Genomic DNA, 24,290 nt, shown 5'->3' on the forward strand with positions numbered 1-24,290 from the left:
ACCAACCCCGCTAGCCTCACAAAACCCGTCATCCCCGCGAAGGCGGGGATCCCGCTTTTCTTGCGGTTGGACGAGAGGGTGCAGAAGAAAGCGGGGCCCCCGCCTGCGCGGGGGCGACGACGGTTTTGATAATGCGAGGTCTGGTGAGAGTTTGACGTGGGGGTCAGGGGGCAATGAAGGCCCACTCCCTCAAATCTCCAGCTGGCTGCCCAGTTCTATCACGCGGTTGGTGGGCAGCTTGAAGAACTCCATCGCGCTTTCGGCATTGCGCACCATCGTGGCGAACAGCTTTTCGCGCCAGATGGCCATGCCCGGTCGGCTGGAGGGGATCAGCGTCTGGCGGGAGAGGAAGTAGCTGGTCTCCATCGGCTTGAACGGGCCGCCGGCACGGTCTTCCTCGGCCAGGGCGGCGGGGATGTCGATCTCGTCCATGAAGCCGTAGCGTAGGACCACGCGGTAGAAGCCCTGGCCCAGGTCCTCCACTTCGGCGCGGTTTTCCGGCGCGACATGGGGCACGCCCTGTCCCGCGACGGTCAGGATCACCACGCGCTCATGCAGAATGTGATTGTGCTTCAGGTTGTGCAGCAGGCCGGGCGGCACGCCTTCCACCGAAGAGGCGAGGAATACCGAGGTGCCTGCCACGCGCCGCACGCGTTCACCCACCGATCGGATGAAAGTGGCGAAGGGGATCGAATCCTCGCGCATACGGTCGCGCATCAGTTGGCGGCCGGTGGCCCAGGTCGTCAGCAGGGTGAAGACCACGGCGGCCACCAGCAGCGGGAACCAGCCGCCGTCGGGGATCTTGGTGACGTTCGAGAAGAAGTAGAGCGCGTCGATGAATAGGAAGCCTGCGGTGACGCTGCCCGCCAGAAGCGGGTGCCATTTCCACACGGTGAAGGTCAGCACGCCCAGCAGGCAGGCGGTGATCAGCATCGTGCCCGTCACCGCGATACCGTAAGCCGCCGCCAGATTGCCCGAACTGCGGAAGCCGAACACCAGCAGCACGACCATGACCAGCAGGCCCCAGTTCACCAGCGGCACGTAGATCTGCCCGGCCGCCTTGGCGCTGGTGTGCAGGATCTTCAGGCGCGGCAGGAAGCCCAGCTGCACGGCCTGTTGCGAGACCGAGAACGCGCCGGAAATCACGGCCTGGCTGGCGATGATCGTGGCCATCGTCGCCAGCAGGACCAGCGGCAGACGGGCCCAGTCCGGCGCCATGAAGAAGAACGGGTTCTGGATCGCATCGGGATTGCGCAGCACCAGCGAGGCCTGCCCCAGATAGTTCAGCAGCAGGCACGGGAACGCCACGTAGAGCCACGAGATCGAGATCGCCTTGCGGCCGAAGTGCCCCATGTCGGCATAGAGCGCTTCCGCGCCGGTAACCGCCAGCACCACCGAGCCGAGCGCCAGAAAGGCCAGCTTCGGGTTGATCAGGAAGAATTGCAGCGCGTGGTGCGGGCTCAGCGCCCAGACCACTTCGGGCGCCTTGGCGATCGAGTGGAGGCCAAGGCCGGCCAGCACCAGGAAGTAGACGATCATCACCGGGCCGAACAGCTTGCCCATCGTCGCGGTGCCGTGCGACTGGATCGAGAACAGCCCGATCAGGATGACCACCGCGATCGGCAGCACGAACTCTGCAAATTCCTCGTTCACCACGGTCAGCCCCTCCACGGCGGAGAGGACGGAGACGGCCGGCGTGATGATGGCGTCACCATAGAACAGCGCGGTTGCGATCACGCCCAGCATGGCAATCAGCGGCGTCCAGCGGCTCTTGCCCAGCTTGCGGCCGATCAGCGCCAGCAGCGCCAGGCTGCCGCCTTCGCCGTTGTTGTCCGCGCGCAGGATGATGAAGACGTACTTGACGGTGACGATCAGCATCATCGTCCAGAACATCAGCGAGATCACGCCGAAGATGTGCATCCGGTCCACCACCAGCGGGTGATGGCCGATGAAGCTTTCCTTCAGGGCATAGAGCGGCGAGGTGCCGATATCGCCGAAGACCACCCCGATGGCGCCGATGGCCAGCGCGGCAAGGCTTTCATTGGGGGCGTGGTGCCCTGAGGATTCGCTCATGGTTCGGGCGCCTAGTCTCGCGCGCGCGAAGGCGCCATCCACTTTATGCTTTCTTTATGCGGCAGGGGCAATTCCCCGTGGAACCTTAACGGCCTGAGGGGCCATCTCGCTCCTGTCACCCCACGACTGGAGCTTGGTGCCATGTCCCGATTTCCCTCGCCCGAACGGCTGGCGGCGCTGCGTGCCGGAAAGCGCTGGTGGCCGGCCGAAATCGGGATGCGCGCCCTGGGCCTGCTGATCCTTTTCGTTGCCGCGCGGGTGCTTCTGACCGAGCACCGGATGGCGATTACGCCGGTGCTCCATGCGCCCACCGTGGCCGATCTGGGCCTTTGCGCGCTGTTCATCCTGCTGCTCAGCCTTGGTCTGGCGCTGACCGTCTGGGGGCCGAGGCTGGCCAGGGAGGTCGAGCTTCCCGGTCATTTCTAGGGTCGGTCATTTCTAGGGCCAGTCCCCTTTAAGCCAGTCACTTGAACGCCGGCGCACTTCTGGCGTCCACCCTTCCCGAGCCGCGATGGATATGCCGCGATGCCGGATCGGCACTGCCGATTTCCCGAAATCCCCAGGTTCCCGTGTTCCTTCCGACCTGGCGACTACTTCCGCCTCGGGACGCATGTCCGGGATGTACCCGGCGTTCGGCCCGGGGCGGATCTTTCCGCGCGCGCGGTGGCGGAATGCAATCTTGTTCTCGACAGCGCGGCTGACCGCGGCGCACAAGCGCAACCGTGAACGACCAGCGCCCTGACCCCGAAGCCCTGCTGCGCGCCGCAGCGCGCGAGCACCGTGGCCGTCTCAAGATTTTCCTTGGGGCGGCGCCGGGCGTCGGCAAGACGTACGAGATGCTGGGCGAAGGCCTTGCGCGGCACGATGCCGGGGTGGACCTGGTGGTGGGCGTGGTGGAAACCCACGGCCGCGCGGACACGGCTGCCCGCTTGCGCGGCCTGGAAACGATACCGCGCGCCCAGGTCACCTATCAGGGCCATGTCCTTGACGAGATGGATATCGACGCTGTGCTGGCGCGGCGGCCCACGCTGGTGCTGGTGGACGAACTGGCGCACACCAATGCGCCCGGCAGCCGCCACGACAAGCGCTGGCAGGACGTGGAGGAACTGCTGGAAGCGGGGATCGACGTGTGGTCCACGCTGAACATCCAGCATATCGAGAGCCTGAACGACGTCGTCGCCTCCTTCACCAAGGTCCGTGTGCGCGAGACGGTGCCGGACAAAGTGCTGGCCGATGCCGAGGTAGAGGTCGTCGACATTCCGCCGGACGAGCTGATCGAGCGGCTGCGGCAGGGCAAGGTCTACGTTCCCGACGAGGCGACGCGTGCGCTGGGGGCGTTCTTTTCCAAGTCGAACCTGTCGGCCCTGCGCGAGATGGCGCTGCGCTACGCCGCGCAGACGGTCGACGCGCAGATGCTGGAATATGTGCGCGCCCATGCCATCGAAGGGATCTGGGCGGCGAGCGATCGGCTGGTGGTGGCGGTGAGCGAACAGCACGGCGCGCTGGAACTGGTGCGCGCGGCGAAGCGGCTGGCCGATGCCTTGCGCGCGCCGTGGACGGCGGTGCACATCGAAACCCCGCGCGCCGCCGGCTTTACCGATGTCGAGAATGCCCAGCTTGCCGATGCCTTGCATCTGGCGACGCAGCTTGGCGGGCAAGTGGCCAGCGTGCCCGCCGAAACGGTGTTCGACGGGCTGAAGAGCTTTGCCGCGCAGGCCCGCGCGACGCAGCTGATCGTTGGCAAATCCGCCCGTTCGCGCTGGTTCGAACTGCGCCACGGATCGATCGTCGACCGGCTGGTGCGCGAGATGCCGGGGCTTTCGATCCAGGTCGTGCCGACGACCCCCGGCGTGGGGCGGGACGCGGGGCGCAAGCCGTCCGGACAATGGGGATCGCCGGCCGGTTACCTGATCTCGCTGGGATTGACGGCGGCGGTCACGCTGGTGGGCACGCTGATTCTTTCCAGCGGCAACATCACCGATCTCGGGCTGCTGTACCTCTTGCCCGTCATGGTCGCGGCGACGCGCTTCGGGTTGCGGACGGGCGTTGCCGCGGGGCTGGCATCCTCGCTGGCGTACAACTTCTTTTTCCTGCCGCCCACGCATACGCTGACCATCGAGGATCCGCGCAATTTCATCACGGTGCTCGTCCTGCTGGGCGTGGCCGTGGTCAGCAGCCAGCTGGCGGCCCGGGTGCGCGAACATGCCCTGCAGGCGCAAGCGAGCGCAGCGCAGAACAGCGCGCTGGCCGGTTTCGCCCGCCAGTTGACCGGGATCAGCACGATCGACGAACTGGCGCACGTGCTCTGCGGCGAAGTCGGCCGCCTGTTCGATGGCAATACCGTGCTGCTGATGCCGGGGGACGAGGGCCTGTCGCGCCGCTGGAGCTGGCCCCGTCCGGCGCGGCTGGAGACGCTGGACCTTGCGGCCGCCAACTGGGCTTTCGACAACAATACGCCGGCCGGGCAGGGATCGGACACGCTGACCGCGTCCGAATGGCTGTTTCACCCGCTGGCCGCGCGCGGCGCGGTGACCGGCGTCTTCGGGCTGGCCCGCAGCGATGCGCGTACCGCCGTGCGGCCGGACCAGCTGCCACTGCTATTGAGCCTGCTGGACCAGGCCGGCCTTGCGCTGGAGCGCATGGCGCTGGAATCGCAGATGGCCGAGCTGTCGCAAGTGCGTGAGCGGGACCGGCTGCGCCATGCGCTGCTCTCCTCCGTCAGCCATGACTTGCGCACGCCGCTGACCACGATCATGGGCACGTTGGCGGCGATCGAGGCCAGCGAACCGCAGCAGGCCGCGCCCATCGCTGCCGCGCGGGGTGAGGCGGAGCGGTTGCACCGCTTCGTCACCAACCTGCTGGACATGGCCCGGATCGAGGCGGGCGCGCTGCACGGGAAAGTGGAGCCGGTGGACCTTGCCGAAGCGGTGGGGGAGGCTCTGCACCAGTTGCGCGCGCTGCTGGCGGATCATGCGGTGGAGATCGAGGTCGCGCACGATGTGCCGATGGTGCTGGTGGACCCCAACCTGTTCCATCACTGCCTGACCAACCTGATCGAGAACGCGGCCAAGTACGGCGATCCCCATTCACCCATCGCGATCTGCGCCGTGCGGGAGAGCGAAGGGCTGGCGCTGACGGTCAGCGATCGGGGGCCGGGCATTCCGCCGGGGGAGGAAGAACGCATCTTCGAGACTTTCACGCGGATCGAAGGGTCCGATCGCAAGGGCGGCACCGGGCTGGGGCTTGCCATCGTCAAGGGCTTCGCCATGGCCATGGGCCTTACCGTCACCGCCGCCAATCGCGATGACGGGCCGGGCGCGCGCTTCACTATCCGGTTCGATGGGGCCCATCTCAGGGAATGGCCAGAAACATGACGCAAAGCATCACCATCCTCGTCGTCGATGACGAGCCTGCCATTCGCCGGCTGTTCCACGCCGGGCTGGCCCGCGCCGGCTATTCCGTGGTGGAGGCGGGCACCGCGCGAGAGGCGTTGAACGCCATGGCCATCGACAAGCCGGAAGTGGTGCTGCTGGACCTTGGCCTGCCCGATCGCGACGGGCTGGAGCTGATCCCGCTGATGCGCGGGCAAGCGGCCGTGATCGTGGTTTCCGCGCGCGAGGCGACCGAGCAGAAAGTGGCGGCGCTGGACCTTGGCGCGGATGATTATGTGGCCAAGCCGTTCGATAGCGAGGAAGTGCTCGCCCGCATCCGCACCGCGCTGCGCCATCGCATCCCGGCCGAAGCGGCCGAGCGCCCGGTGCGGCGCGGGGAGGTGGAGATTGACCTTGCCGCCCGGCTGGTGCGCAAGGCCGGCGCCGAAGTGCACCTGACGCCCAAGGAATACGGCTTCCTTGCCGAACTGGCGCGCAATCCGGGCCGGGTCATCACCCATGCGCAGCTGCTGCGCGCGGTTTGGGGACCGGGGCATGAGAGCGACGTGGAATATCTGCGCGTGGCCGCGCGGGGCATCCGCCGCAAGCTGGAGGACGATCCCGCCCACCCGACGCTGCTGCGCAACGAGCCGGGCGTCGGTTACCGGCTGGTCAGCCAGGACTGACCCGCGCCCCCTGCAACCCTCCCTCGCGCGCCTTTCAACCATCAACCTCCACCCAAAGACCCGTCACCCGCTTGTTCGTTGCGCGGCGCGCAGGCGTGGACAGCGGCAGGGAAGGCCTGTCATAGCAGGACCATGCGATGCCTGATCCTGCCCGCCGTCCTGCTGTCCTCCACCGCTATTGCCCAGGTCCCGGTTGCCAGTGAGGCGGCCGCCAGTGATCTGATAGCCGCCGATCCGGTAGCCGCCGATCCGGTAGCCGCCGATCCGGTAGCCGCCGTCGATCCGATGATCGGCACCGGCGGAGAGGGCCACACTTTCCCCGGCGCCACCGCGCCGTTCGGCATGGTCCAGCTATCGCCCGATACGGACGCCACCTGCGAGATTCGCAAGTGTTATGGTCACGCCGCCGGGTATCGCCATGAAGACCCGACGATCCAGGGCTTCAGCCATACCCATTTCTCCGGCGCGGGCCATTCGGACCTGGGTGACCTGCTGGTCATGCCGCAAGCCGGCGATGCCGTGCGGCTCGATCCCGGCGATCCGGCCAAGCCCGGCTCCGGCTATCGCTCCCGCTTCGACCACGCGAGCGAGAAAGCGCGGCCCGGCTACTATGCGGTCACGCTGGCCGACAGCGGTATTGCCGCCGAACTGACGGCGGGAACGCGCGTGGGCGTGCATCGCTATCGCTTTCCGGCGGGGCAGGCGGCGCATCTGCTGCTCGATTTCCGCACCTCGCTCTACGACTATCCGGGCAAGATCCTGTGGTCCGGCCTGCACTTGCGGCCGGACGGCACGCTGACCGGCTTTCGCGAGACGCGCGGCTGGGCGCCGGGGCGCAAGCTGTACTTCGCGATGCGCTTTTCCGCGCCGCTGACCGACCATGCGCTGATCGATCGTGATGCGAACGTGGCCTACAAGGGGTTCCAGGGCCCCGGGCGCGGCAGCGATGCGCTGGCGGAAAAACTGGGCAAGGCGCTAGAGGCGCGACTGGACTTCGGCGTGCTGAACGCGCCGCTGGAAGTGAAAGTCGCGCTTTCGGGCGTCGATGAGAATGCAGCCGTCGCCAATCTCGAATCCGAACCCGGCGATTTCGATGCGATCCATGCGAAGACCGACGCGGCGTGGCGGCAGGCTCTGTCCGCCGTGGAGATCGACGCGGCGGAGCCGATGCGCCGCAATGTCTACACCGCGCTCTATCACGCGCTGCTGGCGCCCAGCGTCTGGAGCGATGCCGACGGGCGGTATCGCGGGCCGGACGATCAGGTCCACAAGGCGCAGGGCTTCACGTTCCGCTCCACTTTTTCGCTGTGGGATACCTTCCGCGCCGAACATCCGCTGTTGACGCTGGTGCAGCCCGCCGAAGTGACCGCCGATGTCGTCAATTCGCTGGTCGCCAGCCAGAAGCACAGCCCGGACGGCATCCTGCCGGTCTGGCAGTTCGCCGGGCGGGAAACCTGGACGATGATCGGCTATCACGCGGTGCCGGTGATCGCCGATGCCTATATGAAGGGCATTCCCGGCTTCGATGCCGAAACCGCGCTGAAAGCGATGGTGGCCAGTGCCGAACATGCCCCGTACGGAGGCCTTGGCGAGTACATGGCGCGCGGTTACGTGCCCATCGACAAGGAACCGGAAGCGGCGTCGAAGACCGTGGAATACGCGTTCGACGACTGGACCATCGCCCGGATGGCCCAGGCCATGGGCCACAAGCAGATCGCCGAGCGCTTCGACAAGCGTGCCGGATACTGGCGCAACAGCTTCGACACAAAGACCGGCTGGCTGCGCGCGCGGCTTTCCACCGGGGCCTTCCGCACGCCGTTCGATCCCACCGCGATCAACTATGGCTCCGACTATACGGAGGGCAACGCCTGGCAATATTCGTGGTTCGTGCCGCAAGACCAGGCCGCGCTGTTCCGCGTGCTGGGCGGCGATGCCAAGGCCGTGGCGAAGCTGGACGAGATGTTCGACTTCGACAATTCCAAGCTGGACTACAGCCATGCGGAGGACATTGCCGGGCTGATCGGCCAGTACATCCACGGCAACGAACCCAGCCACCATGTCGCCTATCTCTACACTTATGCGGGTGCCCCGTGGCGCACGCAGGAACGCCTCGCCCAGATCGTGCAGAGCCAGTACAAGCCGGCGCCCGACGGTCTTGCCGGTAACGACGATCTTGGCCAGATGTCGGCGTGGCTGGTGTTCACCGCACTCGGTTTCTATCCGGTGGCACCGGCGTCGAATGAATATGTGATCGGGCGTCCCTTCGTGGACCGCGCGGTGATGAACCTGCCCAACGGCAAGCGCTTCACCGTGGTTGCGGACGGGCTTTCGGATGCCAACCGCTATGTCGGCGCGGTCACGCTGAACGGCGTGCCGCTGGACCGCACTTTCCTTCGCGATGCGGAAATTCGCGCGGGTGGGGAACTGCGCTTCACCATGCAGGCGACGCCCAATCGCCAATGGGGCACGGCGCGGTCGGCGCGGCCCTATTCGATGTCTACCGCGAAGGAGTGAGGGCGGTAGTTCTCACGTTCCTCCCATACTCAATGGCACAATGAACCTCGTCATCCCCGCGAAGGCGGGGATCCCGCTTTTTCCGGCGAGCGTGGCAGAAGGCAGCGGGCCCCCCGCCTTCGCGGGGGCGACGGTTTAAGAGTTTTGCCGTTGGACTTGAGCTTTCCTTGTCGATCAGTCGTTCATTGAACTTTTTTCGCACCACCCACTGAGGATCGTTTCAGCGCGCGGCGTCTTCCCAGACCACGGCCGCGCGAAATCTCTTGCGCGGTCCTTCTCCGGCAGGGTTTGCAAGGGAGTGCGGCGAAGTGCATGAAGTGGCGGTGATGCGCTCTGCCGAAAGGCCGCAAGCCCGGGGCAGACGCGGATGATGTTCCAGGCGGAGACAGAGATGCCCCCCTCGCCGCAGCCGCCGCGCGCGTCCGGTCTGGCGCTCGTGCTTGAAGAAAATCGCGGCGCCCTGCTGCAATTCCTCGCCGCCCGTTGCGGTTCGGTGGATGAGGCGCACGATCTTCTGCAGGATTTGTGGATCAAGGTGGGTGCGCAAGCCACCGGCCCGATCGCCACGCCGCGCGCCTATCTTTTCCGCATGGCCAACAACCTCGTGCTAGATCGCGTGCGCGGGCGGCAGCGGGCGATGCGGCGCGAACGGATCTGGCTGGAGACGGAAAGCGGAGGAACCGCCACCGTGCCCGAGGATCGGCCCGATCTTTCCGAACCCGCCGACGAGGCGATCGCCCGGCAACAGGAGGCGGAGATCCTGCGGAGCGCCATCGCGGCGCTTCCGGAAGGGGCGGGCAAGGCGCTGCGGCTCTATCGGTTCGACGGTCTGGGCCAGAGCGAGATCGCCCGGGTCATGGGAATCAGCCGCAGCGGCGTGGAAAAACACCTGGCGCTGGCGATGAAACGCTTGCGGCAGGCGTTGGCGGACTGCGGATGTTTCGGCGGGGCGCCGTCTTCCCTGCAGGAACCGGAAAGCGCGGATCGGACAAGAGGCGATCGCGCGCAAAAGGAACAGGGACAATGAACCGCGACGATCATGCGCTCCTGTCCGGACAGGAGTTGCCCGAGGAGATATGGACCGAAGCCGCGCGCTGGCATTTCGCCAGCGAAAGCGATGCGATGGACTGGGATGCCTTCACGCTCTGGCTGGAAAGCGATCCCCGGCACCGCCGCGCGTTCGACGAGATCGCGCTGACCGATGCAGCGCTTTTGGAACACCGCGGTGAACTGGCGAAAACCGTGGAAGTGGACGTTGCGCCTGCCGAAGACGCCAGGGTTGTGGAAATGCCGCCGCGTCGCCGGGCATGGCGTTGGGCCGGGGTTGCCGTAGCCGCGTCGCTGGCGGCGGTGATCGCGGTGCCGCAGTTCATGAATCCGGCCGTCCAGGCCTATGCCACCGGCGGATCGTCGCAGCAGATCACGCTGGCCGATGGTTCCACGGTATTGCTGGCGCCGCGCAGCAAGCTGACCATCGAAGGGCGCGGGCAGGACCATATCGACCTTTCCGGCGGCGCGCTGTTCGCGATTCGCCACGATCCCCACCGGCAACTGACGGTGACGGCGGGCGATCTTTCGATCAGCGACATCGGCACGCGGTTCGATGTGCAGGCGCAGGACCGGTTGGTGCGCGTCGCGGTGGTGGAAGGCAACGTGCAGGTCAACGCGCAGTCGATGGACGCGCCGGTGCGGCTGCCGGCCGGGCAGGGTCTGTCCTACGACGGCCGGGCCGGGACGGCGACGGTCGCCGCTGTTAACGCGGGTGACGTCGGATCGTGGAAGGATGGGCGGCTTACGTACGACAATGCGACTCTGGCTCTGGTCGTCGGCGATCTGCAACGCTATGCGGGGGTGACGGTGGACGTGCCGCCCGCCTTGCGGGACCGGCGCTTTTCGGGGACCCTGATTGTCGACAATGGCGATGCGGCGTTGCGCGATCTGGTCCAGCTCATGGGGCTGCGTCTCGGCGGCCACGCTGGCGCTTGGCGTCTGGAGCAGCCCTGAGGCTTTCGCGCGGGAGGCTGGATTGGGCGCTGGCCCAGGGTCGGGAGCGGCCGCCCGCCTCGATATTTCCGCCACCCAGTTGCCCGATGCGATTACCGAACTGGCGCGTGAGGCGCATGTCTCGATCGGTACCGACGGACCCTTGCCCCCGCTGCACACGCGGCCGATCCATGCCGCACTGAGCGTTGGCGATGCGCTGGCCCGGCTCCTGGCCGGCAGCGGTTATCGGGCGCGGCAGGTGGGCAATACCGCCTGGCGGATCGAGCGTGCACCCGCTGCTCCGCCACCGCCGGCCCCGCACGCCCCGGTACCGGCGACGCCGCCCGAAGAGGGATATTCCAAGCCGATCATCGTCACCGCGACCAAGCAGCCGCTTGAGCTTTCGGTGCTGCCCGCCGCCGTCTCGGTGGTGTCGGGCGAGAACATCGGGCGCGACGATCCGCGCCGCTCCAGCGCCACGATTGCCGGGCAGGTGGACGGGCTGGCGCTGACCGCGCTGGGCCCTGGACGCAACCGCATGTTCCTGCGCGGCGTGGCCGACAGCGCCTTCGGGGGCGAGAGCCAGTCCACCGTCGCAGTCGTGCTGGATGAGGCGCGCCTGACTTATGCCGCGCCGGATCCCGATCTTCGGCTGGTGGATATCCAGCGGGTCGAAGTGCTGAAGGGGCCGCAGGGATCGCTGTACGGCACCGGTGCGCTGGGCGGCATCTACCACATGGTTTCGCATCCGGCCGACCTCGACAACTTGAGCCTTGCGCTTACCGGCGGCGGCAGCATCGCCGCGCATGGCGAGATGGGCTATTCGGGATCGGCCGTGGCCAACGTTCCGGTGCTGCCGGGCACCGCCGGGCTGCGGCTGGTGGGCTATATCGCGCAGGAGCCCGGCTGGGTCGACACCGGCACGCGCAAGGACGGGAATACCACCCATGTGGCGGGCGGGCGCGTCCTGCTGGGCGTGGAGCCGGTCAACGGCTGGCGGATCGATGTGACCGGGCTGGGCCAGTGGATCGAATCGCGCGACAGCCGCTATGTCTACGCGCCGCGCAGCTACAGCCGCGATGCCCAGCTGGCCGAACCGCACGACAACGACCTGACGCACCTTGCCGGCCGGCTGACCGGCAAGCTGGGCAGCGTCGACGTGATGCTGGCCACCGCCATGACCTGGCACGAGGTGGACGATACGCTGGATGCCACCATCGGCGCAGAGGATTTCGGCATGGCCGATCCCCGGCTGCTACTGGACCAACGCCGCTACCGCACGTGGGACAGCGAGCTGCGTTTGCGCGGCCATCTGGCCGGGCTGGACTGGTTGGCCGGCCTTTCCCACCTGGATGCGCGCCAGTCGATCGACACCACATTGCAGGGCGGGGCGGGCGAGGATCTGCTGGTGGATCAGGACCACCGCGACAGCCACGATACCGCTGCCTATTTCGACGTGACGGTTCCCTTGATCGGGCATCTATCGCTGGATGGCGGCGCGCGGCTTTTCGCGTCCTCGATCCGGGAGCGGCGGCGGTTGGATAGCGGCCGGGCGGAAAGCAAGCAGAACAAGGCGGGCGTTACGCCCAGTCTGGCGCTTTCCTGGCAACCACGCGCGGGGCGGTTGCTCTATGTGCGCTACGGATCTGCATTCCGGCAGGGCGGGACGATGATCGATTCCAACGGCGCGGTGCAGACGCTGAAGGGAGACGAACTGGCCTCGGTCGAAGCCGGCTGGCGTGAGGAACTGCCCGGCGGCGCGCAGATCGATATCGGCACTTGGTATTCGCACTGGGACGATGTCCAGTCAGACGTGCTGGAGGACAATGGCCTGATCACCACGACGACGGCCGGCGATGCGCGCATCCTTGGCGTCGAAGGCAGCCTTGCCCTGCCGGTGGCGCATGGCTGGCATGCCGAACTGGGCGGCAACCTTACCGACGCGCAGCTCACCCGCAATGCGCTGGGCTATCGGCTGGACGACCGGCGCCTGCCGGTCGTTCCCAAATATACCGTGCGCGGCGCCTTGCGGCATGACTTCACGCTGGCTTCGCTGGCCGCCTGGGTGAAGCTGGGCCTGCGCTACGTCGGCCCGGCGCGCATGAGCTTCGATCCGGACCTGGACCGGCGCATGGGCGACTATGTGGAGAGCAATGTCGAAATGCACCTTGCGCATGGGGCATGGCAGGTGGCGCTGACGGCGCAGAACCTGCTGGGCGACAAGGGCAATGTCTTCGCGTTCGGCAATGCCCTGCGCTACCGCACGATGCCGCAGTTCACGCCGCAGGGCCCGACCACGGTGTTCCTTTCCGCCTCATTGGCGATGTGAGGCGGCGGCGCCCAAGTCCTTGTGTCTACTGTTGTACGCACGATGCGAAAGGGTGGAAACGGCCTGCCGAGAGTTCGGTTCAGATCGGATGTTTCTACTTGGCACAGTTTGTGAAAATGCATAGCCGCGGCGACGGCATCCCGGCCGCCGATTTTTGAGTATCCCCCAAAGCAAGCCGCCGGATTGGCAAGCTTTTCGACAAGAAATTTGCCGTCTTGCACAAAATCCGGGAACCTTTTGCTTACGTTCAAAGCGGAGACGATAGCGCTGTTCGTCTCCAAGCGGTCGATCTATCTCTTCGAATAATAACGCTAATTGCCCCTTGAGGGAGAACTGAACCGGCATGCCCCGATGGGCAACCCGTCGCGATCGACGGGCTGGGGCGTCAAATGGCGGTCACCCTGCCGATCTTTCGGGCGCCACCTGTGCGCCGGGTTACTTGTTGTTGCATCCGATGTCTTTGCCCCGCGATCCGCTGGCGGAGGGCGGGCCGTTCAATCCGTGCCTTTCAATTTCCCGTGTTCGATGAGCCGACTTCCCCCCAGCGGAAGCCCATGACGACCTGCCAGGCGATGGCAATTCTGTGGGAGATCATGCGATGGATACCCGCGTCGACGTTACCAACCGTGCCACCAAGGCGGTCAATACCGCCGTCGCACACGGGGGCAGGACAGACCTGCCGGTCCAGCCGGGATCGTCCATAAAGGTCTTTGCGTCTCCCAAGTCGGTAGTGTCGATGGTTCGCGAGGGGGACGACTTGCTTATCGCCTTCGATGACGGGTCGAGCATCCGGCTGGGCGGCTATTTCTCCTGCCCACCAGAGGATATCGGCCAACTCACGTTTGCCGATCCCACCAGTGCCGGGCAATGGGTGGCGCATCTGGGCGAGGCGGCCTGCTTCACCCCCACCGACGCGACGAGCGAGGCACTGAACTACAGCCTCACCCCGCTGGACGCCACGGCGGCCGGAACGGCTGCTGCCACAAGCGCGGCGGCGGCTGGCGGCGGCATCAGCCCCGCGCTGATCGGCCTTGGCGTGGCCGGTCTGGCCGGCGGCATCGGATTGGCCGCCAGCGGCGGCGGGCACGGGGGAAGCAGCGGTGGCGGCAACGGCGGAGGGCCGACGACACCGCCCGATACCACGCCGCCAGCCGCGCCGGTGGTCGATCCCAGCAACGGCGGCACCCTGCACGGCACGGCCGAACCCGGCTCCAGCGTGCGGGTGGACGTCAATGGCGACGGCACGGTCGACGCCACGGTTACCGCCGGCACCGATGGCAAATGGACATACACCCCCGGCACGCCGCTGACGGACGGCACCACGGTGCGCGTCACGGCGGTCGACGCGGCCGGGAACGTCAGCAATCCCACCACGATCACGATCGATCGCGCCCCACCCGCCGTTCCCGCGATCACGATTACCGACGATGTGGGCGCGGTGCAGGGGACCGTAGCCAGTGGCGGCGCGACCGACGACAATCGGCCGACCTTGAGCGGGACGACGGAAGCCGGCGCGACCGTTTCGATTTTCGACGGCGGCACGCTTATCGGCACGGTGGTGGCGGGCAGCAACGGCAGCTGGAGCTTCACGCCCGGCACCGCGCTGGCTGACGGCACGCACAGCTTCACGGTCACGTCCACCGATGCGCTGGGCAATGCCAGCGCCGCTTCCGCGCCCTACGCGGTTACCGTCGACACGGCGGCACCGGCGGCGCCGGTGCTGAACCCATCGGACGGGACCACGCTGTCGGGCACGGCGGAGCCCGGCGCGACAATAGAGATCGACACGAATGGCGACGGTACCGCCGACGTGACGGTCGTGGCCGATGCTGGCGGCGCCTGGACCGTGACGTTCGATCCGCCGCTGGCCGATGGCACGCCTGTGCACGCCGTCGCGGTCGATGCCGCGGGCAACGTGTCGCCGGACGGCACGGTGACGGTCGATGTCGGCGTGGATTCGACGCCGCCGCCGGTTCCGGTGCCCGGAACGGTGCACGACGATGTCGGCCCCGTGCAGGGCAACCTGGCAAACGGCGCGACCACGGACGATACCACGCCCCGGATCGACGGCGCCGGCGCGGAGCCGGGCTCTACCATCACCGTCTACGACAATGGCCAGCCGATCGGCAGCGCCACGGTGGACGGCAGCGGCAACTGGAGCTTCACCCCCACCAGTCCGCTGGGCCAGGGCAGCCACGCGCTGACTTTCACGGCGACGGACGGCAGCGGCAATACCAGCGCCGCATCGGCTCCGCTTAGCTTCACCGTGGACACCACGCCGCCCGATGCGCCCGCAGTGGCTCCCACGGCGGGGCTGGGCCTGACCGGCACGGCCGAACCCGGCGCGACTGTCACGATCGACATCAACGGCGACGGCACGGTCGACGGAACGGTTCGGGCGGGTGATAACGGCAACTGGGCTTATGTGCCTTCCGCGCCGATCCCGGATGGGACGACGATCACCATCCATGCCACCGATGGCGCGGGCAATACGTCCCTGGGGACGAGTGTGGTCGTCGATACCGGCTTGATCGCGGGGCCAGCCATTACGGCGGTCGTCGACGATGTGGCGGGCGGGACGGGCACGATTCCCAGCGGCGGCATCAGCAATGACGCGACGCCCACGATCACCGGCACGGCCGAAGGCGCAGCGACGGTCCGAATCTACGACAATGGCGTGCTGCTGGGGACGGTAACCGCCGACGGCTCGGGCGCGTGGACGTTCCATGCGCCGGCGCTGGGCGAAGGCGCGCACAGCTTTTCCGCGACTTCGACCGTGGATGGCGGCATCACGCGCGGTCCGACTGCCGGCTATGCCGTCACCATCGACCTGACCGCGCCCCCCGCGCCCACGCTGTATCCTTCCGACGGCACGACCCTGTCCGGGATTGCCGAGGCGGGAGCCATCGTTACCGTCAATGCCGGCGGCGATGGCGGCATCCATGGCGCGGTGACGACCGCAAACGCCGATGGGCGTTGGAGCATGACCTTCTCTCCCGCGCTGGCGAACGGCACGGAGATCAGCGTGACCGCCACCGACGCGGCCGGGAATGTCTCCGCGCCGGCGACCGTGGCGGTGGACGGCACGATCGACAGCACGCCCCCGCCGGTTCCGGACGTTCTCTTCCTGCAGGACGATGTCGGCGCCATACAGGGGCCGCTGACCGCTGGCGCGGCGACCGACGATACCGCACCGGTGCTTCACGGCACGGCCGAGGCAGGGGTGCTGGTCTCCGTCTACGACGGTAGCGCGCTGTTGGGGACGACGACCGCCGATGGCTCCGGCAACTGGAGCTTCGCGCTGACCCTGACCGAAGGCCCGCACAGCCTGTCAGCGACGACGACCGACGCGCAGGGCAACGAAAGCCTGCCTTCGGCCGCCTTTGCCGTGACGGTGGATACCTTGATCCCGGCCGCGCCCGTGCTCGCGCCTTCCAACGGCACGGTGGTCGCGGGCACGGCGGAGGCGGGCGCGATCGTCAATCTCGACCTGGACGGCAACGGTTCGGTCGATGCGCAAGTCCAGGCGAATGCATCGGGCGTCTGGAGCTATACGCCGGCCACGCCGCTTGCCAATGGTAGCGTAGTTATCGCGACGGCCAGCGATGCGGCGGGCAATACCTCGTCGCCGGCAACCGTCGTCGTCGACGGCGTGGCGCCGTTCACACCGGCGATCGTGTTCGCGCAGGACGATGTCGGTGCCTCCCAGGGGACCATCTTCAGCGGCGCAACCACGGATGACGGGCAACCGTTGCTGACCGGCATCGCCGAGGGCAGTTCCACCATCAGGATCTATGACAACGGCACGCTGATCGGCTCGACCGTGGCGGACGCGGGCGGGGTCTGGACGTTCACACCGGCAGCGCTGGGAACGGGTAGCCACGCCTTTACGGCCGTTTCGATCGATGCGGCAGGCAATGTCAGCCTTACGTCTTCTTCCTTCACGCTCACTCTGGATGTCCAGCCGCCGCTGGCACCGGCCATCGTCACCATCGCCGACGATGCGGGCGCGGTGCAGGGGCCGGTGGCGCAGGGCGGTGTTACCGACGATGCCCTGCCCGTGCTGTCCGGCACCGCAGAAGCCAACGCGGTCGTCACCATCTATGACAATGGGGCGCTGCTGGGGACCACTTCAGCCGATGGCACCGGCACCTGGACTTTCCCGACTGCATCCGTCCTTGCGCCGGGTAGCCACAATTTCGTGGCGACCGCGACCGATGCCGCAGGCAACGTCAGCGCCGATTCCACCGGTTGGACGATCACCGTCGACACCGGCATCCCGGCAGCGCCATCGATCGGCGGCGCGACGGACGATGTGGGTGCTGTTCGTGGGTCGATCGCCAATGGCGGGTCCACCGACGATACCCAGCCCACGCTCACCGGCACTGCCTTGGCCAATGCCGAAGTGACGGTGCTGAGGAACGGCGTGGAAGTCGGCACGGTGACCGCCGATGCACTGGGCCACTGGAGCTATACGCCCACTACGCCGCTGGCCGACGCATCCTACACGTTCACGGCGGTGACCACCAATGCCGCCGGCACGGACAGTCTCGCTTCGGCCGACTTCGTGATCGTCGTCGATACCACTGCCCCTGCCGCGCCCGCGATCACCGGCGCCGCGGACGATGCGGGCAGCATCACCGGGCCGCTGGCCAGCGGCGCGGTGACGGACGACATCCTGCCGGCCCTGTCCGGAACGGCCGCCGCCGGGGCGACCGTGACGATCCTCAACAATGGAACCGCGATAGGCACTGCAGTAGCAGGCATCGGCGGCATCTGGAATTTCACCCCCACTACCGCGCTGTCTTCGGGTCCGCACACTTTCACGGCGACAGCCACCGATGCCGCCGGCAATACCAGCGTTGCGTCGGCCGCATTCACGCTGAACATCGACATTGCGCCTCCGCCAACGCCGACGATCGATCCCAGCAACGGGACGATCCTGACCGGCACGGCCGAAGCGAACGCCACGATCCTGCTCGATCTCGACGGTGATGGGACGCAGGACGCCACCACCGTGGCGAATGGGGCGGGCCAGTGGACTTATACGCCCGCAGGCACGCTTCCCAATGGCGATACGGTCATGGTGGCCGCGCGCGACGAAGCGGGCAATACGTCCGCCGCCGCTCGCCTGACCATCGACCGGACTCCACCGGGGGCGCCGTCGATTTCCGGCGTGGTGGACGATGTCGGCGTGGTCGTCGGCCAGGTGGCCAATGGCGGGACGACCGATGACACCCAGCCGGTGATCTCTGGCGCGGCGGAGCCGGGATCCACGGTTCTGGTCTATGACAACGGCAGCCTGATCGGGCAGGCCGTTGCCAACGGCAGCGGCGTCTGGAGCATATCGGTAACCGTCCCGCTCACGCCGGGCGCGCATGCCATCACGGCTACGGCCACCGATCCCAGCGGCAACCTTGGCCCGGCGTCGGCCGCCTTCAACATCACCGTCGATGTCGGCACGCCCGGCGCGCCGAGCATCACGACGGTCACCGACGATGTGGGCACGCGCCAGGGCAATGTGGCCGCCGGCACCACCACCGACGATGCACAGCCGGCGATCGGCGGCACCGCGCAGGCCAATGCGCAAGTCTCGGTCTACGATAACGGCACTCTGATCGGCACGACCACGGCCGATGGCAGCGGGGCGTGGAGCCTGACTCCCACCACTCCGCTGACCGGTACGTCACACGTCTTCACGGCAATCGCCACCAATGGCGCGGGCAATTCGGGCGCGACGTCGGCGGGTTATGCGATCTCGCTGGATACCAGCGCGGTGACGACGCCGCAGATCGGCACCGTCACGGACAATGCGCCGCTGATAACGGGCAACGTTCCCAATGGCGGACTGACCAACGATACGACGCCGGCGCTGGCCGGCACTGCGCAGGCCAATGTGCAGGTATCGATTTTCGACAACGGTGTGCTGCTGAACACCGTTGCGGCCGATGGCAGCGGTGCGTGGAACTATACGCCGACGCTGGGCGGGGGCGCGCACAGCATCACCGTCAGCGCGACCAATGCCGCCGGCAATGTCAGCACGCTGTCTTCGCCCTATACTTTCACGATCGACAATGCCGCCCCCACGGCGCCACTGGTTCAGGCCTCCAACGGCATTACGCTGACGGGCACGGCGGAAGCCAATGCGACGATCGCGATCGATATCGGCAACAACGGCTCGGTCGACGGTCAGGTGCAGGCCGATGCTTCCGGCGTCTGGACCTATAACTTCGTCGGCAATCCGGGCGGTGGGACCGTGGTTTCGGTCACCGCGATCGATGCGGCGGGCAACGCCTCCAACGCTGCCAGTGTAACGATCGATACATCCGCGCCCATCGCGCCGGTACTGGTGTCGACGATCGACGATCAAGGGGCCATCCTTGGGCAGATCCCCACCAACGGGTTTACCGACGACACTCTGCCGGTGCTCTCAGGTACGACGGAAGCATTCGCCACCGTCACCGTGCTGGATAACGGCGTCTCCATCGGGACGACGGTGGCGGACAGCCTTGGGGGCTGGACGTTCACGCCTTCCAATCCGCTGGGAACAGGCCCGCATTCCATCACGCTGACGGCAACCGATCAGGCCGGCAATACCGGCATTGCCTCGGGCGCGTTCAACTTCACGGTGGATACGGCTGCGCCCGGAATGCCGGCCATCACCGGCGTTGCCGACGTGGTTGCCCCGCAAGTGGGCAATGTGCCGAGCGGCGGTTCCACCAACGATACGGGGCCGACGATCTCCGGCACGGCGGAAGTGGGATCCACCGTCACGCTCTATATCGATGGCGTCGCTTATCCGTTGACCACGGTAGCAGATGGCAGCGGTGTTTGGTCGTTCACCCCGCCGTTGGCCAGCGGCACGCATACCTACACATTCACTGTCACGGCAACCGATACCGCCGGCAACGTCAGCCTGCCCTCTGCCGGATATACCATCACCGTCGACACGGACCTGCCCGGTTTGCCCGGCTTGAACCCGACCGACGGCACCACAATTTCCGGCACCGGAGAAGCCGGCACCACGATCCAGCTGGACATCAACGGAGACCTTACGCCCGATACGAGCGCCACGGTCGACAGTTTCGGGAAATGGAGCGTCACGCTCGGTTCCCCGCTGGCCAATGGCACGACGGTCAGGGCCTATGCCGTGGACGCGGCCGGCAACGTGGGCGGTTTGGCGACGGTGATCGTCGATACCGGCGTCAACACCACGCCGCCGGCCGTCCCAAGCGTGCCGACGATTTCGGACGATGTCGGCACGACCATGGGATCGATCGCCAGCGGCGGCATCACCGACGACGATACGCCGCTGCTCAGCGGTACGGCCGATCCCTTCACGACGATCACGATCTACGACGGTGTGACCCCTCTGACGACCACCGCGGCGGACGCCAGCGGCAACTGGAGTATCTCGGTCGGTCTGGGCAACGGTCCGCACAGCATCACGGCAACGGCATCCAGCGGAGGGCTGACCAGCCTGAACAGCGCGCCGGTGACCTTCACCGTCGATACGGTCGCGCCGCCCCCGCCAGTGATCAATGCCAGCAATGGATCGGCGTTGACCGGCACGGCGGAAGCCGGCGCCTCCGTCCTGCTGGATCTGGACAACAACGGCACCACCGACGTCACGTTGACGGCGGACGCATCGGGCAACTGGTCCTATACGCCAGTCTTGCCGCTCAGCGACGGTGCGGTGGTATCGGTTTCCGCGGTCGATGCGGCGGGGAATCATTCGCTTTCCAGCACCACCACGATCGATCGGCATGGCCCGGCCACTCCATCGATTGCCGGCGTGGCCGACAATGTCGGGACGATCCAGGTCACGGTCGCCAGCGGCGATTCCACCGACGATACCACCCCCACGCTTTCGGGAACGACCGAGGCAGGGGCCACCGTTGCCGTCTATGACGGGGGCGTGCTGCTGGGCAGCGTCACTGCCGATGGCTCAGGGGCCTGGAGCTTCACCCCGGTAACGCCGCTGATCGAGGGCAGCCATAGCTTCACGATCACGGCCACAGACACGCTGGGCAATGTCAGCCTGACTTCGGCGCCCTATCTGGTCACGGTCGATATCACCGCACCGGCGGTGCCCGCGATCACCGGCGCGACGGACAATGTGGGGTCGATCCAGTTGCCCCTCATCGCGGGCGGCGTGACCGACGATACCACGCCGACGCTTACCGGCACGGCGGCGGCCAATGTCACCATCTCGATCTTTGAGGGCGCTGCCTTGCTGGGCACGACCACATCGGACGGCGCCGGGGTGTGGACCTTTACGCCTGCTGCGCTTGGCGCCGGCTTGCATACTTTCACGGCCGTCGCTTCGGATGCGGCGGGCAATGCCAGCCTGGCTTCGGCCGGCTTCGGCCTGACGATCGATATCAGCGCGCCGGCGACTCCCGTGCTGCTTTCGGTTACCGACGATATCGGCACCATCGTCGGCACGCTGGCCAGTGGCGCGGTGACCGACGACGCCCGCCCGACGCTGGCCGGAACCGCCGACGCGGGCGCGATCATCTCGATCTATGACGGCGGCACGTTGCTGGGCACGACCACGGCCAGCCTGGCGGGCGCGTGGACCTTCACGCCGTCCTCCGGCCTCGCCACCGGCGCGCATGCGTTGACCGTGATCGCCAGCGACGTTGCCGGCAACCAGAGCTTGGCGACCGGCGCCTTCAACCTGACCGTGGACACCGCCACACCGGCCGCGCCGATCATCGTTTCGGCCACCGATGACGTAGGCGTCACGTTGGGTCTGGTGGCCAGCGGCGGCCGTACGGACGATGCCACGCCGCTGCTGGCAGGCACGGCGGAGGCTGGTTCGACCGTCTATATCTACGACAATGGTGCCTTGATCGGCACGGCCGCCGCCAACGGGGTGGGCGCGTGGACGTTCACGCCGCTCAGCCAGCTTTCGGATGGGTCGCATGCCTTGACCGCGATCGCCCGCGATGCGGCGGGCAATGTCGGGGCCACTTCGGCGTCCTACGTCATCACGGTCGATACCGCGGCGCCGGCCGCGCCGCTCATCGCCACGGTGACCGACGATGTGGGCACGAAACTTGGCCTGCTGACCAACGGCGCCGTGACCGACGATACCCAGCCCACGCTGGCCGGCACGGCGGAGGCCAATGCCACGATCTCGGTCTATGACAACGGCGCGCTGATCGGCACGACCACGGCAAGCGCCTTGGGGGCCTGGACCTTCACACCCTCGGCTGCCCTCGGAACCGGGGACCACAGCCTGACCGTGCGGGCGACCGACGCGGTGGGCAACCAGGGCGCCGCATCCTCTCCCTTCGTGGTGCGCGTGGATACCACCGCGCCGCTTGCGCCTGCCATCGTCAGCGTTACCGACGATGTGGGCAGCGTGCAGGGCCCCGTGGCCACTGGCGGCGTCACCAACGACACCGTCCCGCTGTTGCAGGGCACGGCGGAGATCGGCGCGACCGTGACCGTCTATGCCAATGGAAACTCGATCGGCACCGCCTTGGCCGACCAGAGCGGCAACTGGAGCTTCAGCCCCAGCACGCCGCTCACCGAAGGCACGTACGCGCTGACGGCAAGGGCCACGGATGCCGCCGGCAACCAGGGCCCGGCCTCCACCGCGTTCACGATCACGGTGGACACGACGGCGCCCGCCGCACCGGCCATTTCCAGCATTACGGACGATGTCGCGCCGAACCTGGGTCTGATCGCCAGCGGCGGCACCAGCAACGATGCCTCGCCCACGCTGACCGGTACCGCCGTCGCCAATACGACGATCGTGATCTACGATGGTGCCACGGCGCTGGGCACTACCACGTCGAACGGTTCCGGAGCATGGACCTTCACGCCCACCACCCTGCTGGTCGACGGGGCGCACAGCTTCACGGCTGTGGCAGTGGATACGGCCGGCAATGCCAGCGCGGCGTCCAATGCCTATGCGATGACGCTGGACCGCGTGCCGCCAACCGCGACGATCGCCGTCACCACGCTGTTCGTCGACACGGGCACGGTGGGCGACTGGATCACGCAGGACAACAGCCCGACGATCAGCGGCACGCTGAGCACGGCGCTGGGCACCGGCGAGCAAGTGCAGGTACAGATCGACGGCGGCACGTGGGTCAACGCCACATCGGCGGGCACCAGCTGGTTCTACGGGCCGGGCACGCTCTCGGTCGGAGCGCATACGGTCGCCGCGCGCATCATCGATGCGGCCGGTAATCTGGGCAACGGCACGTCGCAGACGTTCACCATTGCCGCCGTCACCCAGCAGGCGCCTATCGTCCAGGCCAGCGGCACGGCGCTGCTGGGGCTGATCGGCGTGGAGGCGCTGGGTCTGCTGGACCTCAGCTCGCAATCGCTGACGGCGATGGACGTCAACAACAACCTCAAGAGCGTGCAGGTCAAATACGCGCCGCTGCTGTCGGTGAACCTGGGCGCCTATACGCTCACGGCTTCGGCGGCGCTGGCGGCGGAGCTGGGCCTGCAGATCCAGATCAGCAACAATTCCGGTATCCTTGGCATTATCGCGCCCAGCTCCACGCTGACGATCACCGCGATCGGTGGCGGTGCGATCGACAACCTTGCCGCGAACGAGCTGCTGGCCACCGTCCATTTCCAGCAGGACCTGACCTTGCTGGCGCTGAACGTGCTCAATGCCACGTCGATCACCGCGACCGACACGGGGAACCTCACGTCGACCTCTGCGGTGGGATCGCTGCTCGATCTCAGCCTGCTCAATTCCGGCGTGCCGTCGAACATCTTCGAAGGCGATGCCAGTGGCAATATCCTGACCGGCACGGCGGGGAACGACCGGCTCTATGGTTATGCCGGGAACGACACGCTGAACGGCGGCGATGGCAACGACCTGCTGCGCGGCGGCGCCGGCGCGGATATCCTGAACGGCGGCAACGGCGACGATACGCTGATCTATGACGCCAACGACACCTCGATCGATGGCGGTGCAGGCACCGATACGCTGGTGATCGCCAGCGGCACCGGCCCCGTGCTGAACCTGAACACGGTGACCAACATTCATAATATCGAGCGGATCGACCTCGGCACCGGCGATGCCGGCCGCCAGATCACCCTCACGGAAGCCGGCGTGCTGCGCGCCACGGACAGCAACCATACGCTGACGATCCTGGGCGACGGCAACGATTCGGTGACGATGACCGGCGCGGTGCTGACTGGTCAGACCCAGATCAACGGAGAAGCCTACAACCACTTCACGCTCGGTTCGACGGACATCTACGTCGAGCATGCGGTGATGGTGGTCGTTTGACCGATGAGCCCCGACGGGTCGCACTGTCGAAGACGAAGCCTGAAGATACGGGTCGCAAATGA

The 24,290-nt window shown here is 67.0% G+C and carries 9 protein-coding genes; 8 read left to right on the forward strand and 1 reads right to left on the reverse strand.

Going from position 1 to position 24,290, the window contains the following annotated elements:
- Nucleotides 1-189: 189 nt before the first annotated feature.
- Nucleotides 190-2,073 carry a potassium transporter Kup gene (locus tag WBP07_RS17010; RefSeq protein WP_395392799.1) on the reverse strand — a complete coding sequence of 628 codons (1,884 nt, stop codon included), beginning with the start codon at nt 2,071-2,073 and terminating at the stop codon, nt 190-192.
- Nucleotides 2,074-2,214: 141 nt separating this feature from the next.
- On the opposite strand from WBP07_RS17010, the gene WBP07_RS17015 reads away from it, so the two are divergent.
- From WBP07_RS17015 to WBP07_RS17050, 8 genes are all read left to right on the forward strand, one after another.
- Nucleotides 2,215-2,499 carry a hypothetical protein gene (locus tag WBP07_RS17015; protein WP_395392800.1) on the forward strand — a complete coding sequence of 95 codons (285 nt, stop codon included), beginning with the start codon at nt 2,215-2,217 and terminating at the stop codon, nt 2,497-2,499.
- A 296-nt stretch (nt 2,500-2,795) separates the two neighbouring features.
- Complete coding sequence (locus WBP07_RS17020) at nt 2,796-5,447, forward strand: DUF4118 domain-containing protein (RefSeq protein WP_395392801.1); 2,652 nt, start codon at nt 2,796-2,798, stop codon at nt 5,445-5,447.
- Nucleotides 5,444-6,130, forward strand: a complete 687-nt coding sequence (locus tag WBP07_RS17025) for a response regulator (RefSeq protein WP_395392802.1) — start codon at nt 5,444-5,446, stop codon at nt 6,128-6,130. The genes WBP07_RS17020 and WBP07_RS17025 overlap by 4 nt, the downstream gene beginning before the upstream one ends.
- A 132-nt stretch (nt 6,131-6,262) precedes the next feature.
- Nucleotides 6,263-8,644, forward strand: a complete 2,382-nt coding sequence (locus WBP07_RS17030; protein WP_395392803.1) for a GH92 family glycosyl hydrolase — start codon at nt 6,263-6,265, stop codon at nt 8,642-8,644.
- Nucleotides 8,645-9,035: 391 nt separating this feature from the next.
- Nucleotides 9,036-9,671, forward strand: coding sequence for an RNA polymerase sigma factor (locus tag WBP07_RS17035; RefSeq protein WP_395392804.1), 636 nt, complete (start codon nt 9,036-9,038; stop codon nt 9,669-9,671).
- The gene (locus tag WBP07_RS17040; RefSeq protein ID WP_395392805.1) at nt 9,668-10,648 is read left to right on the forward strand and encodes a FecR family protein; all 981 of its coding nucleotides are present in this window, start codon (nt 9,668-9,670) and stop codon (nt 10,646-10,648) included. The genes WBP07_RS17035 and WBP07_RS17040 overlap by 4 nt, the downstream gene beginning before the upstream one ends.
- Nucleotides 10,560-12,956, forward strand: a complete 2,397-nt coding sequence (locus tag WBP07_RS17045; protein WP_395392806.1) for a TonB-dependent receptor — start codon at nt 10,560-10,562, stop codon at nt 12,954-12,956. Before WBP07_RS17040 ends, WBP07_RS17045 begins: the two co-directional genes overlap by 89 nt.
- Before the next feature lie 598 nt (nt 12,957-13,554).
- Nucleotides 13,555-24,228 (forward strand): Ig-like domain-containing protein, encoded by a 10,674-nt coding sequence (locus WBP07_RS17050; protein ID WP_395392807.1) that lies wholly within the window; start codon nt 13,555-13,557, stop codon nt 24,226-24,228.
- Nucleotides 24,229-24,290: the final 62 nt, after the last annotated feature.

The sequence above is a fragment of the Novosphingobium oxfordense genome, assembly GCF_044029435.1.
Classification (GTDB): Bacteria; Pseudomonadota; Alphaproteobacteria; order Sphingomonadales; family Sphingomonadaceae; genus Novosphingobium.